This is a genomic window from Arthrobacter sp. zg-Y750 (assembly GCF_020907365.1).
Taxonomy (GTDB): Bacteria; Actinomycetota; Actinomycetes; order Actinomycetales; family Micrococcaceae; genus Arthrobacter_B.
On record NZ_JAJJOC010000013.1, the window covers coordinates 461,378 to 476,443 of the forward strand.

A 15,066-nucleotide genomic window follows, 5' to 3' on the forward strand; every position below is an offset into this window, starting at 1 on the left:
CCGGTTCTATCCTTCGCAGTCCACGCAGTAGAACATTCCGTTTTTCTCCAAGGCAATCTGTGACCGGTGCCGGACAAGGAAGCAGGAAGCGCAGGTGAACTCGTCAGCCTGCGCAGGCATCACCCGGACCAGCAGTTCCTCACTGGACAGATCGGCGCCGGGAAGCTCGAAGCCTTCGGCTGCTTCCGTCTCATCCTCGTCCACGACGGCCGACTGCGGGTCGGTCCGCCGGGTTTTCAGCTCTTCGATCGACTCCTCGCCGGTGTCCTCTTCGGTCTTGCGCGGGGCGTCATAATCCGTCGCCATAATGTCTTATCTCACCGTCCGGTTGAGTGGTGTTTCGCCGTTGCATGAGCCCGCGCAGGACCGGCTGTCCGGACCCGTGTCAGCGACTCGGAGATATCAACGCCACGGATACCTGTTTTGTGCCCGTAAAGCAGAGATTTTTACCTAACGGGAAGCAAAAAGCGAACCGGCCCCCGCCGGATCTCCCGGCCGCTCCTGCCCGGCACCGCTGCCGGGCGGCCGGAAATGCGCCACACCCGCGCAAAGCTTAGGTTTTCGCCGCCGGGGATGGCATTGTTTCCAGAAGGAATTGCTATCGGGTGGAGGACTTTTTGATGCAGGATCTACGGCTGGTGGGTGTCCATGAAGGTGGCGAACATCTGCTGTTAAGCGGCAAGGGCGGGGAAACCTTCCGTCTCCGAATCGACGAAGCCCTCCGCGTGGCCGCCTCTCGTCCCACGCACCGTTCCGCACCGCAGCCCGATCCCTCCTCGGGATCCGGGCCCAGCATGACCCCGCGGGACATCCAGTCCAGGATCCGGTCCGGCGCCAGCGCCGAAGAAGTGGCGGCACTTTCCGGCCACGACCTGGCCCACATCCGCCGCTACGAAGGCCCGGTCCTCGCAGAACGTGAATACGTGGCCCTGCAGGCACAGGCTGTTGAGGTCGCCGCCCCCATGTCCGCCACGCACGATGGCTACCGCAGCGCCTTCGGCGAGAATCCGGTCAACCTCGGGGACATGGTCCGCCACCGGCTGCGTTCGTTCGGTGTTGATCCCGACTCCGTGGAATGGGACGCCTGGCGCCGTCCGGACGGAACCTGGGACGTGGTGGCCCGCTTTGAGCTGACCGAAAAATCGCGCGTCGCCGTCGGGGAAGAGCCTCCGGCCCGCTGGATCTTCAGTCCCCTGCGCAAGAGCGTCACGAATACCAACCGCTGGGCCCAGGTCCTGAGCGAACTGGAACCCCTGGATACTCCCGTACCCACCCGCCGGCTGGCCGCCGTCGCAGACCGAGTCTTCGATTTTGAAGCCGAGCGCAGTCCGGAGGAACCCTCCGATGACACTGACAGCATCCTCGAAGTGCTGCGTACCCGGCGCGGACAGCGGCTAGGCAGCGACGAAGACGGCGACGACGCCCTGGCGGCGCTGCTGGCCAAAGGCAGTGTTCCTGCCGCGCATCCGCGGGACGGACGCCCGGAGGACGAGGAAGACGCCGGCCGCCGGCCCCGGACCGGGCGGCTGAGCCTTGCGCCTGCCATGGACCCGGCGGACACCGACGACACGGTTGACCCCGTTACGCTTCCCGGCGGTGTCAGCCAAACACGCGAAATCAGTGTGCTGGCCCGCCCCTTCCGCCGCCGCAACGGGCGGGACGAGGACGTCCGCGAAGAAGCCGAGCCAGCTTCCCCGGAGGCTGCTGCCGCTGAAAGCGGGGCGGAGGATTCCGAGCAGGACGCGCCGGAGGAAACTGCAGCTGCCCCGGCCGCCGAGCCGGCGGCCCGCAAAAACGCCGGCCGCGACTTCCCCTGGGACCGGCTGCCCAACGGCGGGCGGGGCCAGCGGGAACCGGAAGCCGGTAAGGATGATGCCAAGGGCGAGGGCACGGAACGCCGTGCCATCAAACCCAAGCGTTCCTCCGTCCCTTCCTGGGACGAGATCGTGTTCGGCACCAAGGGCGACTAGCCCGTTCAGTATCTTCTTTGCACCGCCGGGATCCCATCCCGGCGGTGCTCCCGCTTAACTTCCCCCGCTTGCGCCTCAGGCCAGCCGGTGCCGTCCGGTTTTCAGCTCCACTGAGCACACGTCCGCCGGTGTGTCTCCGCTTTCCGTTGCCGCCGCCTGCTGCGCCGTTACGCGGCGCATATAGTGGCGCCGGCACAGGGTCTCATAGCCCACAGCGGGTTCGGCTGCGGGGGCCGCATGCTCTCCCCCGCCGGCAGCCGAAGCCGCGGCGCCCTGCGGGGAGCCGAGCAGCTCCTCGGCGTCAAACAGCGGCATATCGTCAAACAGCGGTTCGTCCTCAAACAGCGGTTCATCCAGCGGCGCGCCAGCAGCGGGCGCGGCGGCGGTGCGGGACTCGACGTCGCCCACCACCACCTGGTCCCCCTCAGTAACCATCACACCGTCCGCAGTACGGGCGTTATGGGTGGCGCGGCGCCCGCACCAGCACAGTGCCCGGACCTGCAGGACCTCCATCCGGTCCGCCAGTTCCACCAGGCGCTGGGAGCCGGGGAACAACCGGGTCCGGAAATCGGAGGTGATACCGAATGCGAACACGTCAATGTCCATTTCGTCCACGATGTAGGCCAGCTGCTCCACCTGCTCGGCGCTGTAGAACTGTGCCTCATCGCAAATGAGGTAGTCCACGTTGTGCCCGGAATCCCGGCACTGCAGGACCTCCGCCCAGAAATCGGTGCTGTCGCGCACCTCAACGGCCGGGGTCTGCAGGCCCAGCCTGCTGGAAATCATGGATTCCCCCGCCCGGTCGTTGCGGCTGAACAGTATTCCGCCGCGCCCCCGGGCACTGTGGTTGTAGTCCATCTGCAGGGCAAGCGTCGACTTGCCGCAGTCCATGGTGCCCGAGAAAAAGACCAGCTCTGCCATAACTACTTTCTACCCAAGTGCCTTCTGCGGCCGGGACTGCTTGCGGGTGGATGGTTCAGGGGCAGCCAGGATCAGCAGCGGCACTTCGCATTCTGCGCGGGTCAGGGACCCGTGCTGGCCGTTCACCTCCAGCGCCGAGGCGGCCACCCGGCGGGTGTCGTAGAGGGCGATCGGCTCGCGCGCGGCAACCATCAGGTCCCCAATGCGCGGCAGCACGGACTCGTCCACCTCGGGACCGAAATAGCCGGCTCGCACCGCCTCGTCACGCGTGAAGATCCAGGCCCGGGTACCGTACGCGTCCTGCCATGCGGTCTTGAGCCGGTCCAGGGTTCCCTCAGCGGCATCCGGCTCCAGGTAAAGGTGCACCATGCGCGGCTCACCGGCCGTATGGCGGACGCCGTCCACCAGTTCCGGCTGCGCGCTGAAGTCGAAGCGCTGGGAGACCGGGACGTCCACCATGCCGTGGTCTGCGGTCAGCACCACCAGGGTGCCGGCCGGGACGCGGGCCACCAGGCGCTTCAGGGCGCTGTCCAGTTCCTCGAGCTGGTTGCCCCATTCGGAAGACGCAGCACCGTAACGGTGCCCGGCCTTGTCCAGTTCGTTCCAGTACAGGTACATCAGCATCCGGTCGGCGCCGGCAAGGGCGTCGACCGCGGCGGACACCCGGGCATGGACGCCCGTGGCCGGAATGAACGTACCCCCGCGCAGGGCGGCACGCGTCAGCGCGGAATCGGCGAAACGCGGCAGGCTCACCGTGGCCACGGAAACATGCTCGGCGGCCTTTTCCAAAACAGTGGGATACGGCTGCCACTGCAGCGGGTCCACCCCGGCATCCCAGGAGCCGAGCATGTTGACCACTTTGTCCTGCCCGGGATCGAGGACGTCATAACCCACCAGCCCGTGCCGGCCCGGAGGCAGTCCGGTACCGAGGGAGGCGAGGGAAGCCACGGTGGTGGTGGGGAAGGATGCGCTCAGGGTCCGTGCCTTCGGCAGGAAGCCCTTCAGGAAGGGCGCATGTCCACCGCGCTTTTTCAACAGGGACAAACCCAGCCCGTCCACCATCACCACACACACGCGGCGGGCTGCCGGAAGCTTTAGCAGGTTCTCGTAGCCGGGCACTCCCAGCACTGCGGCGGCGCTGGTCAGGACGTCGCCAACCGAACGGGTTCCGTAGGCCGGTGCTGCGGGCAGGGACTCAGGGATTGTGGAAGCTGACACCGCTGGCTTACCGCTGCGGGTGGGCGCGGTTGAAGCGGCCGCCGATACCGGGCATCCGCTGCCGGGAGTCGGCGCCGTCGAACGGGCGCGGCGCGGCGGTGGTGTCGGTATTGACCTTGCGCAGGGCACGGGCGAAGGCCTTGGCGTTCTGCACCGCCTGGGCCCCGTCCGCCTCGGCGCTGACACGCAGGACAATGTCCTCCTGCGCAATGGTGCCGGTGTAGCCGTGGTCGGCCTCGCACTGCGGGTCCGCACATCCCGCAGGTCCCATATCCAGCCGCTGGCCGCCGGACCAGGCTATGGCCAGGGTCATTTCACGGACCGGGTCGGAAGGCTTGTAGTCCTGCGGCTGGGCGTACATGTAACCCAGCACCACGGACCGGATCTGGGTGACCGGTACGGACTCGGTGGAAACCTGGGCCATCATCTGCTCGCCGGCTTCATCCAGCTGCTGGTCATCCACGTGGGTGATTACCAGCATGTCCTCGGTCAGGACCAGCACGGTGATGTGGCGGTGTACCTCGGTGCGCTCAAAGTGCGTTTCCAAGTGGATGAGGTGGGACAGCGGTTCGCGGCCGTCCAGGGCGTCATGGACCACATCGGCCAGGAGCGTCGGGTAGAAACCTGCCCGTTCCATGGAAGCATCAAGGCTGCGGCGTTCAGCGGAAAGTAACGGCGACATGCTTCCAGTTTCCCCCAGACCGCCCCCCAGCGCCTAAATGGCGCGCGGACAGGGGAAAAGTCAGTCCCGCATTGCCCGCCGCGCGCTGTCGGTGCGGCGCTGCGGATTGCCCAGCCGAATGTCGGCGCTGAGCACCGTGATGCCGTCGGCGGAGACCAGCACCGGGTTGATGTCTATCAAGGCAATCTGCGGATGTTCGTCCTTCAGGACCGCCAGCCGGGCAATAAGGTCCTCCAGTGCCGGGGTGTCGGCTTCAGGCAGGCCCTGGTAACCGAAAAGCCTGACGGAGGCGCGCGGTGCACGCACCAGCTCGGCGACGTCGCGGTCCGTCAGCGGCGGCACGCCGTGCGCCCAGTCATCGAGCAGGCCCGTGGCATCCCCGGCCAGGCCGAAGGAGATGACCGGCCCCAGCAGCGGATCCTCAATGGCACGGATCCGGCACCCCTGGCCGCTGGGGGCCATAGACTGGATTTCCATCTCGAAATCCCCGTACCGCTGCAGCGCGCCGCGCATCTGCTCAATGTTGGTCCGCAGTGCCTCGGGGCTGGAAATGTTCAGCCGCACTCCCCCAAGATCCAGGCGGTGGCGCAGATGCCCTTCCCTGGTCTTGACAGCCACGGGCCAGCCCAGCCGGTCCGCGGCGGCCACGGCTTCCTCAGGGGTGGAAAAGTTGACGGACGGCAGCACGGAGATCCCGTAGAACTGCAGCAGCCGGGCGGTATGTTCCTGGTCCAGACGGGTCAGGCGGTCCCCTTCGACCCGGCCCATCAGGGAAGTGATGAAAGCTGCGGCACCCTCGGTGTCCACCCCGGCCGGCTCCACGAAGCTGCCGTGGTCGCGGTTGGCCCACTCGGTGTACCGCACCACGGCCGCCAGTGCGCTGACCGCGGCACCGGGGCTGCTGAAGCACGGCAGACCCTCACCGGGTACGTCGGTATCGGCGGCAAGGATGCCTTCCACATGCGCCCGCGGGTCAACAATTCCGGTGAACGCCGCCACCAGCGGTTTCCCGGTCTCCTGCACGCATTCGGCCAGCACGGCAGCAATGGCATCGGTGGTGAGCCCGGGGGTGGGCAGGATGGCCACAACGCCGGCGTCGACGTCATCGTCGGAAAGGACCCCTATGACGGTCCGGCGCAGCTGCGGCAGGGCCACGCTTCTGCCGGTGTCCAGGGCAAGTTCGGCTTCCAGTGCCGTGATTTCCAGGTCCAGTCCGGTGCACGCGTCGGCCAGCACCCGGCCCAGTGCCACCGAGTTGCTGAAGACGGCCATCCTGCGGCCGCGGGGCAGCGGCTGGCTGACGGCGATCTGCGCCACGTCGATCAGCTGTTCATTGGTGCTGACCCGGATGACGCCGGACTGGCGCAGCATGGCATCCAACGCGCCGGGGGGTGCCTGGGTGGTCCGCACCGCGTGGCCGGGCGGCAGCTGGAGGCCGGTGACATCGGATTTCGCCACGATCACCGGCTTGGTGCGAGCCAGCCGGCGGGCCAGGCGGGAGAACTTACGCGGGTTGCCCACCGACTCCAGGTACATCGCCACCACCTTGGTGTCGGCGTCGTCCTCCCAATACTGCATGGCATCGTTGCCGGACACATCGGCCCGGTTGCCGGCCGAGATGGTGGAGGACAGCCCCAGCGCGCGGCGCTGCGCAGTGGCGTAAAGCAGCACCCCGATGGCCGCGGATTGGCTGAACAACCCCAATCCCCCGCGCCGCGGCAGCGCCGGAGCCATGGACGCGTTCAGTGCTACCTCGGGACGGGTGTTGATCAGGCCCAGCGATGCCGGCCCCACCACCCGCATGCCGTGCGCACGGGCCCGGCGGACAAGGGCGCGCTGCCGGGCTAGGCCTTCCGGCCCCTTGGGCCCGAACCCGGCTGTGACCACAAGCAGCGCCTTGACGCCGGCAGCCGCGCACTCGTCGGCGACCTCCAGGACCTGGTCGTACGGCACTGCGATCACGGCAAGCTGAACCGTTTCCGGAACGTCTGCGATCCGGCTGTAGGAAATCATGCCGGCCAGTTCGAAGGCCTCGGGATTGATGGCATAAACGGAGCCCTTGAAGCCGCCCTCAATGATGTGCTCCAGAAGCTGGTAACCCACCGATCCCCACTCGCGGCTGGCTCCGATAACGGCAATGGACGACGGCGAGAGCAGGTCCGCGACGCTGCGCGCCTCGGCGCGGTGCTCGCGGGCCTCCATCACCGCCAGGGATTTCTCCGTGGGGTCGATGTTGAAGTCCAGGGCAATCACGCCGTCGTCGAAATGCCGGCGCACCTCGTACCCGGCGTCGGCGAAGACACCGATCATCTTGCGGTTCTCCGGCAGCACTTCGGCCGAGAACCGGCGAATGCCGTTTTCCCGCGCGGCGGCGGCAAGGTGCTCCAACAGGATGGAACCCAGGCCGCGGCCCTGGTGGCCGTCGGAGATGTTGAAGGCAACCTCGGCCTCAGTGGGGTCGTCGAGGCGGTCATAACGGCCGATGCCGATAATTTCGTCACCAATGGTGATGACGAACGCCACCCGGTTGCGGTAGTCCACGTTGGTGAAGCGCTCAAGCTCCTTTTTGGTGAGCTTGGCCTTGTAGGTGAAGAACCTAAGATAGATGGAGCTTTGCGACTGCCGCATGTGGAAGGCCTGCAGCGCGTCTGCGTCCGCGGGGGAAACCGGCCGCAGATGGCCGGTACCGCCGTCCCGCAACACGACGTCGGCTTCCCAATATTCGGGGTAATGTCCCTGCTCCACCATAGACTCAGAGTAGTCCCCAACCACCCACCTCCTGCCACCCACCTCCTACCACTGCAAGGATTCGACACAGCATGGCCCGGCGCCAACCCGTCTCCAAGTCCGCACCCGGCGAAGTGATCGCCGAGAACATCATCGATATTGATGTCACCACCGAGATGGAAGGCTCGTTCCTCGAATACGCCTACTCGGTCATCTATTCGCGCGCCCTTCCGGATGCGCGGGACGGGCTGAAGCCCGTCCAGCGCCGCATCCTGTACATGATGTCCGACATGGGGCTGCGCCCGGACCGCGGGCATGTGAAGTCCGCCCGCGTGGTGGGCGAGGTAATGGGCAAGCTGCACCCGCACGGTGACACGGCCATTTACGACGCCATGGTGCGCATGGCGCAGGACTGGGCGCTGCGCCTGCCGCTGATCGACGGGCACGGCAACTTCGGTTCGCTCGACGACGGCCCTGCCGCCGCCCGGTACACCGAGGCCCGGCTGGCGGCCCCCGCGCTGACCATGACGGACCACCTCGATGAAGACGTAGTGGACTTTGTGCCCAACTACGACAACCAGCTGGAACAGCCCGAAGTGCTGCCCGCCGCCTTCCCGAACCTGCTGGTTAACGGCGCCACGGGCATTGCCGTGGGCATGGCCACCAATATGGCCCCGCACAACCTGGGCGAAGTCATTGCCGCCACCCGTCACCTGATCGCCAATCCCGATGCCGGGCTGGATGAACTGATGCGGTTCATTCCCGGCCCCGACCTGCCCTCCGGCGGACGGATCGTGGGCTTGGAGGGCATCCGGGATGCCTACGCCACGGGCCGCGGATCCTTCAAGACCCGCGCCAAGGTCGAAGTGGAACAGCTGACCGCCCGCCGCACCGGCCTGGTGGTGACGGAACTGCCGTACATGGTGGGCCCGGAAAAGGTCATCGAAAAAATCAAGGACGCCGTCACGTCCAAGAAGCTGCAGGGCATTTCCGACATTGTGGACCTGACGGACCGCAGCCACGGGCTGCGGCTGGTGATCGAGCTGAAAAACGGGTTCAATCCCAATGCCGTGCTGGCGCAGCTGTACAAGTTCACGCCCATGGAGGATTCCTTCGGCATCAACAACGTGACCCTGGTGGACGGCCAGCCGCGCACCCTGGGCCTGGTGGAGCTGCTGCAGGTGTACGTGGCCCACCGCATCGGCGTGGTCCGCCGCCGGACCGCTTACCGGCTGGGCCGGAAGAAGGACCGGCTGCACCTGGTCGAGGGCCTGCTGATCGCCATTGTGGACATTGACGAAGTCATCCAGATCATCCGGTCCTCGGATGAGACCGCTCAGGCCCGCCAGCGGCTGATGGCCGTGTACGACCTGACGGAGATCCAGGCCAACCACATCCTGGAACTGCGGCTGCGCCAGCTGACCAAGTACTCCCGCATTGAGTTGGAGAAGGAACAGGACGAGCTGCGCAAGGCCATCGAGGAGCTGGAAGCCATCCTGGGCTCTGAAGAGCTCCTGCGTTCCCTGGTCTCGGACGAGCTGGGCGAGGTAGCGGCCAAGTACGCCACGCCGCGGCGCACCGTGCTGCTGGAATCCGAGGCTGCCTCCCCGCTGAAGGGCGCCGCCGTCGCCGCCGCTGCTGCAGGCGCCACCGGCAAGGGGGCCAAAGCCGTCCTGCCGCTGGAAATCCCGGACGACCCCTGCTGGGCCATCCTCTCCACCTCGGGCCAGGTGGCCCGCACCTCGGACCAGGACCCGCTGGCTGAAAGCGGCCAGCGGGTGCGCCACGACGTCTTCCGCTCCGTGGTGAAGACCACGGCGCGCGGCGAGATAGGCGCGCTGACCTCCAGCGGCCGGATGATCCGCGTGCAGGTGCTGGATTTGCCGGCCCTGCCCTCCACCGCCGGGCTGCCGAACCTGGCCGGCGGGGTTCCCGCGAAGGAGTTCATGACCCTGGCCAAGGGCGAGAAACTGGTTGGCCTGGTGCCGCTGAATGAAGTAGTGGCACTGGGCACCCGCAACGGCGTGGTGAAGCGCGTGAACCCGGATTACCCGTTGAACCGGGACGATTGGGAAGCCGTCACGCTCAAGCCGAAGGACGAGGTGGTAGGTGCTGCGGTGGCCGCGAACGAGACCGATGAACTGGTCTTCATCACCCGTTCGGCGCAGCTGCTGCACTTCCCGGCGTCCGCCGTCCGTGCCCAGGGCCGCACGGCCGGCGGCGTGGCCGGCATCAAGCTGGCAGCCGACGACGCCGTGGTGTACTTCGGAGTGGTGGCCGCGGATGATCCCGATGCGGTAGTGGTGACGGTGTCCACCGCCGCCGAAACCCTGCCGGGCACACCCGGCGGCTCCGTCAAGGTGACGCCGTTCGAGGAATTCCCCGCCAAGGGCCGCGCTACTGCCGGTGTCCGGGCGCACCGTTTCCTGAAGGGCGAAGACGCTCTGGTGGTGGCCTGGGCCGGGCACGGACCAGCCAAGGCAGCTGCTGCCAACGGCGTAGCCCGGGCGCTGCCCACCGAGCACGGGCGCCGGGACGGGTCCGGGGTGCCGCTGGCCAATGCAGTGGACGCCGTCGGCCCCAGCCAAGGCTAGCCCCGGCACACAAGGCACCGCCACACCAAGCACAGCCACACAAGCACCGCGCAAACCAAGCGGCAGGCATGGTCCGTTGGACCATGCCTGCCGCTTTTTTCTGTGCCGTGCAGCCTACTGGGCGTGCTGTTTGCCGAAGCTGCGCAGCCGCAGCGAGTTACCCACCACCAGCACCGAACTGGCGGCCATCGCTGCTCCGGCAATCATCGGGTTCAACAGCCCGAAAGCCGCTACCGGGATGCCCACAGCGTTATAGAAGAAGGCCCAGAACAGGTTGGTCTTGATGGTCGCCAGCGTACGCCGGGACAGCTCGATGGCGGTGGCCACCTGGCCCAGATCGCTGCCCATCACGGTCAGGTCCGCCGCTTCCATGGCAACGTCGGTGCCCGTGCCCATGGCAATGCCGAGGTCGGCCTGCGCCAGCGCCGCGGCGTCGTTCACGCCGTCGCCGGCCATGGCCACGGTACGTCCCTGGTCCTGGAACCGCCGGACTGCCTCCACCTTGCCTTCCGGGCGGACGTCCGCGAGGACGTCTTCCGCCGGAATGCCGACCTGTTCCGCCACGTGGGCCGCCACCACGGCGTTGTCACCGGTCAGCAGCACCGGACGCAGGCCCAGGCTGCGGAACCTGGCAATGGCAGCCGCCGAGCCGTCCTTCAGGGTGTCCTGCAACGAGATGATGCCGGCCGCGTGCCCGTCCACCGCCACCAGCACCGCCGTCGAACCGGCAGCCTGCTCCTGGCGCAGTGCCGCATACGCGCCGTCGGGCAGGTCGACGCCGTTCTCATCCAGCCAGGCCGGACGTCCGGCAACAACGCTGCGGCCGTCAGCGGTGCCGCGCACCCCTCCGCCGGGAGCCGAATCGAATCCGGCGACGGAGACGGTGCCCGGGCCGGAGCGGGCGGAGGCCGCGATGGCCCGGGCAATGGGATGCTCCCCGGCATCTTCCACCGAGCCGGCCAGGCGCAGCAGCCCGTCCTGCGTCAGGTCCGCCGGGGCACTGTCCAGGAGCCGGACCCGTGCCACGGACAGCTTGCCGGTGGTGATGGTTCCGGTCTTGTCCAGCACGATGGTGTCCACGGTGCGGGTGTCTTCCAGCACCTGCGGGCCCTTGATGAGGATGCCCAGCTGGGCACCCCGCCCGGTACCGGTCAGCAGGCCCACGGGTGTGGCCAGCCCCAGGGCACAGGGGCATGCAATAACGAGCACGGCAACCGCCGCCACGAACGCTGCCTGCAGGTCACCGGCGAAGAACAGCCAGAGCAGGAAGGTCAGCATCGCAATGCCCAGCACCACCGGCACAAAAACTGCACTGATCCGGTCAGCGAGCCGCGCAATGGGCGCCTTGCCGGACTGGGCATCGCTGACCAGGCGGCCCATCTGCGCCAATGTGGTTTCGCTGCCCACACGGGTGGCCCGGACCAGCAGCCGGCCCGAAGTATTAATGGTCGCCCCGGTAACGGGGCTGTCCACGTCCACTTCCACCGGCAGGGATTCGCCGGTGATCAGGGACGCATCAACGGCGGAACGGCCGTCCACCACGACACCGTCGGCCGGGATTTTCTCCCCGGGCCGGACTACGGCAATGTCGCCCACGGCAAGCTGGTCCGCCGGGATCCGGATTTCCTCTCCGCCGCGCAGCACGGTCGCGTCCTTGGCACCTAGGCTCAGGAGCGATTTCAATGCGTCCGATGCCTTGGTCTTGGCGTTGGCCTCTAGGTAGCGGCCCAGCAGCAGGAAGGTCACCACCACCGACGCCACTTCGAAGTACAGGTGCGGGTCCGCGCCCATGCCCGGGTCTGCGGTCAGCCCCGGATCGGCCAGCAGCTCGCCCACCGAGAACAGATACGAGGCCGCGACGCCGATCGCCACGAGGGTATCCATGGTGGACGCCAGGTGCCTGGCGTTGATGGCCGCGGCCCGGTGGAAGGGCCACGCGGACCACGTCACCACAGGCAGGGCCAGCAGTGCGGCCACCCAGCCCCAGTTGGGGAAGGCCAGGGCCGGAACCATGGAAATCAGCAGGATCGGCACGCTGAGGACGGCGGCGGCAATCAGCCGCGGACGCAGCTGTGCTGCGGTCCCGCCGTGGGACATATGGTCCTCGCCTGAGCCGCCGTGGGCCAGATGGTCCTCGCCTGCGTGGCTGCCCTCCGCATGCGCACCATGCGCGGCGGAATTGCCGGCCCGGGTCTTCAACCGTGCCTGGTAACCGGCAGAGTTCACGGCGTCGAGGATCTGCTGGTCCGTCACTGAAGCCGGTGCCGTTACGCGCGCGCTTTCCAGCGGCAGGTTAACCGATGCTTCCACGCCTTCGATCTTGCCGAGCTTGCGTTCCACCCGTGCCACGCAGGAGGCGCACGTCATGCCCTGGATATCGAGCTCAACGGCCCTGGCGTTGTTGTTCACCAGTTCCTGGGTGTCCATGGTTCTTCCCTTCTGTTGCTTACTGCCGGCTGTCCGGGGCCGGATCCAGCGTTGGGCCGGGCCCGGGAACGGCTCCTAGGCCGTGGTTTCGACGACCATGTAGCCCGCTTCGGCTACCGCTTCGCCCAGTTCCGCCGGTGCCATCCTCCGGGTGGAGGTGACGGTGGCGGTGGAGACCCCGCCGGCGTTCAGGTCAACGGAGACCTCGCTGACGCCGTCGAGCGCTTTCAGTTCTTCCGTGACGGAGGCTACACAGTGGCCGCAGGTCATACCGGAGATGTTCAGTGTGGTGGTTTCCATATCCGTCTTCTTTCTTGGGTATTCTTCGGCGGACCCTAGCGCAGGAGCCGGCCGATCGCGTCGGCTGCTTCCTGCACCTTGGCCTGGACGAGTTCGGGGTTGCCGGTGCGCTCTGCTTCCTGCGCGGCATCCACCACGCAATGCGACATGTGATCCTGGACCAGCCCCAGGCTGACGGCATGCAGCGCCTTATTGATGGCGGCGACCTGCGTGAGGATGTCTATGCAGTACTTGTCTTCCTCCACCATCCGGGCGATGCCGCGGACCTGGCCCTCGACCCGCTTCAGCCGGCGCAGGTACGCAGCTTTATCGGAGGTGTATCCGTGCACTGCGGCCGGCGCCGCAACGCCTGCCGCTGCCGCCCCGGGTGTGTGCACGGCATGTCCGGTTGCTTCTGTCATGGTTCTCTCCCCTCGCTTTCCCCACCAAGGTATACCCCCAAGGGGTATAGGTCAAGTACCCCCCGGGGGTATTTGAGGGCCATTTTTCAGGCAGGCCTTCCAGTAAGGTGGGACCGTGGCACCACACAGCGAACTTTCCACGGCTACCCAGGATTACCTGAAGGTCATCTGGACCGCACAGGAATGGACGGACGAACCCCTGACGGTCTCCGCGTTGTCAGTCCACATGGGGTTTTCGCCGTCGTCCGTCTCCGAAGCGGTGAAAAAGCTTACGGCCCAGGGGCTCCTCACACATGCGCGCTACGGCTCCATTGCCCTGACCGCTGCCGGCGAGACGGCGGCCGTGGGCATGGTGCGGCGGCACCGGCTGATCGAGACGTTCCTGGTGGAGTACCTGGGCTACCGGTGGGACGAAGTCCACGACGAAGCCGAGCACCTGGAGCACGCGGTTTCGGACAAAATGGTGGACGCGTTATCCGCCCGGCTCGGCCACCCCGTCCGCGACCCCCATGGAGACCCGATTCCCGCCCGCGACGGCAGTTTCCCGGTATTGGATGCCCTGCGGCTCAGCCGCTGCGAGCCCGGGACGCGTGGCGTGGTGGCACGCGTGTCAGACAACGAACCGGAACTGCTGCGCTATATCGCCGGACTGGGACTGCACCTGGATACGGTGCTGACCGTCCTGGCGCGCCAGCCCTACGCCGGAACGCTCACCATCGAAGCGTGCGGGCGTGCCATGGAACTGGGCCTCCCCGCCGCCGAGGCGATATGGATCCAGACAACCCCGAAGCACACCCCGGCCTAGAGGGCACGGCCACGTCTTAGAGCACGGGTTTGTCGAAGACCACTTCGCGGTGCGTCGGACGGTAGCCAAGGCTTTCGTACAGGTCATGGGCGCCGGAGGGGTTCTCGGTGTCCACCCCCAGTCCGGCGTTGTCCATCCCGCCGTCGCGGAACCGGCGCATGGCTTCGCCCAGCATGGCCGGTGCCAGCTTGCGTCCGCGCCAGTTCCGTCGCACCCCAAGGAGCATGGTGTAGCCCTCTTTGTAGCCGTGGATGGACTGGCTCTCCGGGTCGAAGCTGGCCAGCTGGTATGCAGCGACTTCCCCGGTGCCGGAATCGATCACCGCGAAGCTCCAGTCCGGACGGAACTCGGGATGCCCAACGGTGAACGCCCAGCGTTCCTTGTTGCGCGGCTCGCTGCCCCAGTGGTCCTTGAACGCTTCATTATGCGCCCGGCGGATGGCGTCGGAATTCGCGGCGCTGAACGTTTGGAACTCCATGCCCGCCGGCAATTCGGCGTGCGGCAGGTCCGTGTGCAGCGGCCGGCTCATCTCGGTGAAGTACCGCACCACACGGGCGCCGGCGGACTCCAGCAGGGCAATGTGCGACGCGTTGGCTTCCTCGGCATAGGTCCGCAGCACACCGTGCTTGCGGTGCTCGCTGAGCAGCCGCTGCCGCAGGCGCGCTTCCTGCCAGCCGAACAGGGCCGCGCCGATCCCGCGGCGGCGCCACTGCGGATCCACGCCGCCGAACCCGGACCCGGTTTCGGAGCCCGGGTTCAGCGCAATCCGCCCGTAGGCGCGTGCTGCCCCGTCTTTGTCCAGGCCAATCAGCGTGTCCAGCGCCGGGTCCCCGGAGGCGGTTTCCAGTGCCTGCTCCAGGTCCCGGCGGTCCTCCACCCAGCCCGGTCTGTCCGCCTCCGCCATCCGGCGGATCAGCGCATACCAGGCATCGACGTCGTCGGCTGCGATGGAGCGCCAGCGGAGACCGGTTTCCGGCCCTGGGACTGTGGGAAGGGAGGGCGTCTGCATCCACCCACCCTA

Annotated in this window: 12 protein-coding genes; 3 read left to right on the top strand and 9 right to left on the bottom strand. The window is 67.1% G+C overall.

The genetic code is table 11. From position 1 onward, the window contains the following. Positions 1-6 precede the first annotated feature (6 nt). Complete coding sequence (locus LOC57_RS10080) at positions 7-306, bottom strand: DUF4193 domain-containing protein (RefSeq protein ID WP_227910934.1); 300 nt, start codon at positions 304-306, stop codon at positions 7-9. A 314-nt stretch (positions 307-620) separates the two neighbouring features. Here LOC57_RS10080 and sepH point away from each other — a divergent pair, with 314 nt between their 5' ends. Continuing rightward, on the top strand, positions 621-1,970 hold the full coding sequence (gene sepH, locus LOC57_RS10085) for a septation protein SepH (protein ID WP_227910933.1): 1,350 nt from the start codon (positions 621-623) through the stop codon (positions 1,968-1,970). A gap of 75 nt (positions 1,971-2,045) precedes the next feature. Here the strand turns inward: sepH and LOC57_RS10090 are convergent, their stop codons facing one another. From LOC57_RS10090 to LOC57_RS10105, 4 genes are read right to left on the bottom strand one after another with little or no spacing between them, the layout of a single operon-like run. Next, positions 2,046-2,891: a thymidine kinase gene (locus LOC57_RS10090; RefSeq protein ID WP_227910932.1), complete on the bottom strand. Its 846-nt coding sequence runs from the start codon at positions 2,889-2,891 to the stop codon at positions 2,046-2,048. 9 nt (positions 2,892-2,900) lie between these two features. Then, entirely contained in the window at positions 2,901-4,109 is a 1,209-nt protein-coding gene (locus LOC57_RS10095; RefSeq protein ID WP_229959479.1) for an alkaline phosphatase family protein, read from the bottom strand. A 7-nt stretch (positions 4,110-4,116) separates the two neighbouring features. Further along, positions 4,117-4,791, bottom strand: coding sequence for a DUF5998 family protein (locus LOC57_RS10100; RefSeq protein ID WP_227910930.1), 675 nt, complete (start codon positions 4,789-4,791; stop codon positions 4,117-4,119). 60 nt (positions 4,792-4,851) lie between these two features. Beyond that, complete coding sequence (locus tag LOC57_RS10105) at positions 4,852-7,539, bottom strand: bifunctional acetate--CoA ligase family protein/GNAT family N-acetyltransferase (protein WP_227910929.1); 2,688 nt, start codon at positions 7,537-7,539, stop codon at positions 4,852-4,854. Positions 7,540-7,610: 71 nt separating this feature from the next. Between LOC57_RS10105 and LOC57_RS10110 the strand changes: the two genes are divergently transcribed. Further along, complete coding sequence (locus LOC57_RS10110; RefSeq protein ID WP_227910928.1) at positions 7,611-10,112, top strand: DNA gyrase/topoisomerase IV subunit A; 2,502 nt, start codon at positions 7,611-7,613, stop codon at positions 10,110-10,112. A gap of 114 nt (positions 10,113-10,226) precedes the next feature. Here LOC57_RS10110 and LOC57_RS10115 read toward each other — a convergent pair whose 3' ends face one another. The 3 genes from LOC57_RS10115 to LOC57_RS10125 all read right to left on the bottom strand — a co-directional run bounded on the left by LOC57_RS10115 (position 10,227) and on the right by LOC57_RS10125 (position 13,240). After that, the gene (locus LOC57_RS10115; RefSeq protein ID WP_229959480.1) at positions 10,227-12,539 is read right to left on the bottom strand and encodes a heavy metal translocating P-type ATPase; all 2,313 of its coding nucleotides are present in this window, start codon (positions 12,537-12,539) and stop codon (positions 10,227-10,229) included. 75 nt (positions 12,540-12,614) lie between these two features. After that, the gene (locus tag LOC57_RS10120; RefSeq protein ID WP_227910926.1) at positions 12,615-12,839 is read right to left on the bottom strand and encodes a heavy-metal-associated domain-containing protein; all 225 of its coding nucleotides are present in this window, start codon (positions 12,837-12,839) and stop codon (positions 12,615-12,617) included. A gap of 35 nt (positions 12,840-12,874) precedes the next feature. After that, positions 12,875-13,240, bottom strand: coding sequence for a metal-sensitive transcriptional regulator (locus tag LOC57_RS10125; RefSeq protein ID WP_227910925.1), 366 nt, complete (start codon positions 13,238-13,240; stop codon positions 12,875-12,877). Between the two features lie 115 nt (positions 13,241-13,355). On the opposite strand from LOC57_RS10125, the gene LOC57_RS10130 reads away from it, so the two are divergent. Continuing rightward, entirely contained in the window at positions 13,356-14,045 is a 690-nt protein-coding gene (locus LOC57_RS10130) for a metal-dependent transcriptional regulator (RefSeq protein ID WP_229959482.1), read from the top strand. Between the two features lie 16 nt (positions 14,046-14,061). Here LOC57_RS10130 and LOC57_RS10135 read toward each other — a convergent pair whose 3' ends face one another. Then, positions 14,062-15,054: a GNAT family N-acetyltransferase gene (locus LOC57_RS10135; protein WP_229959484.1), complete on the bottom strand. Its 993-nt coding sequence runs from the start codon at positions 15,052-15,054 to the stop codon at positions 14,062-14,064. Positions 15,055-15,066: the final 12 nt, after the last annotated feature.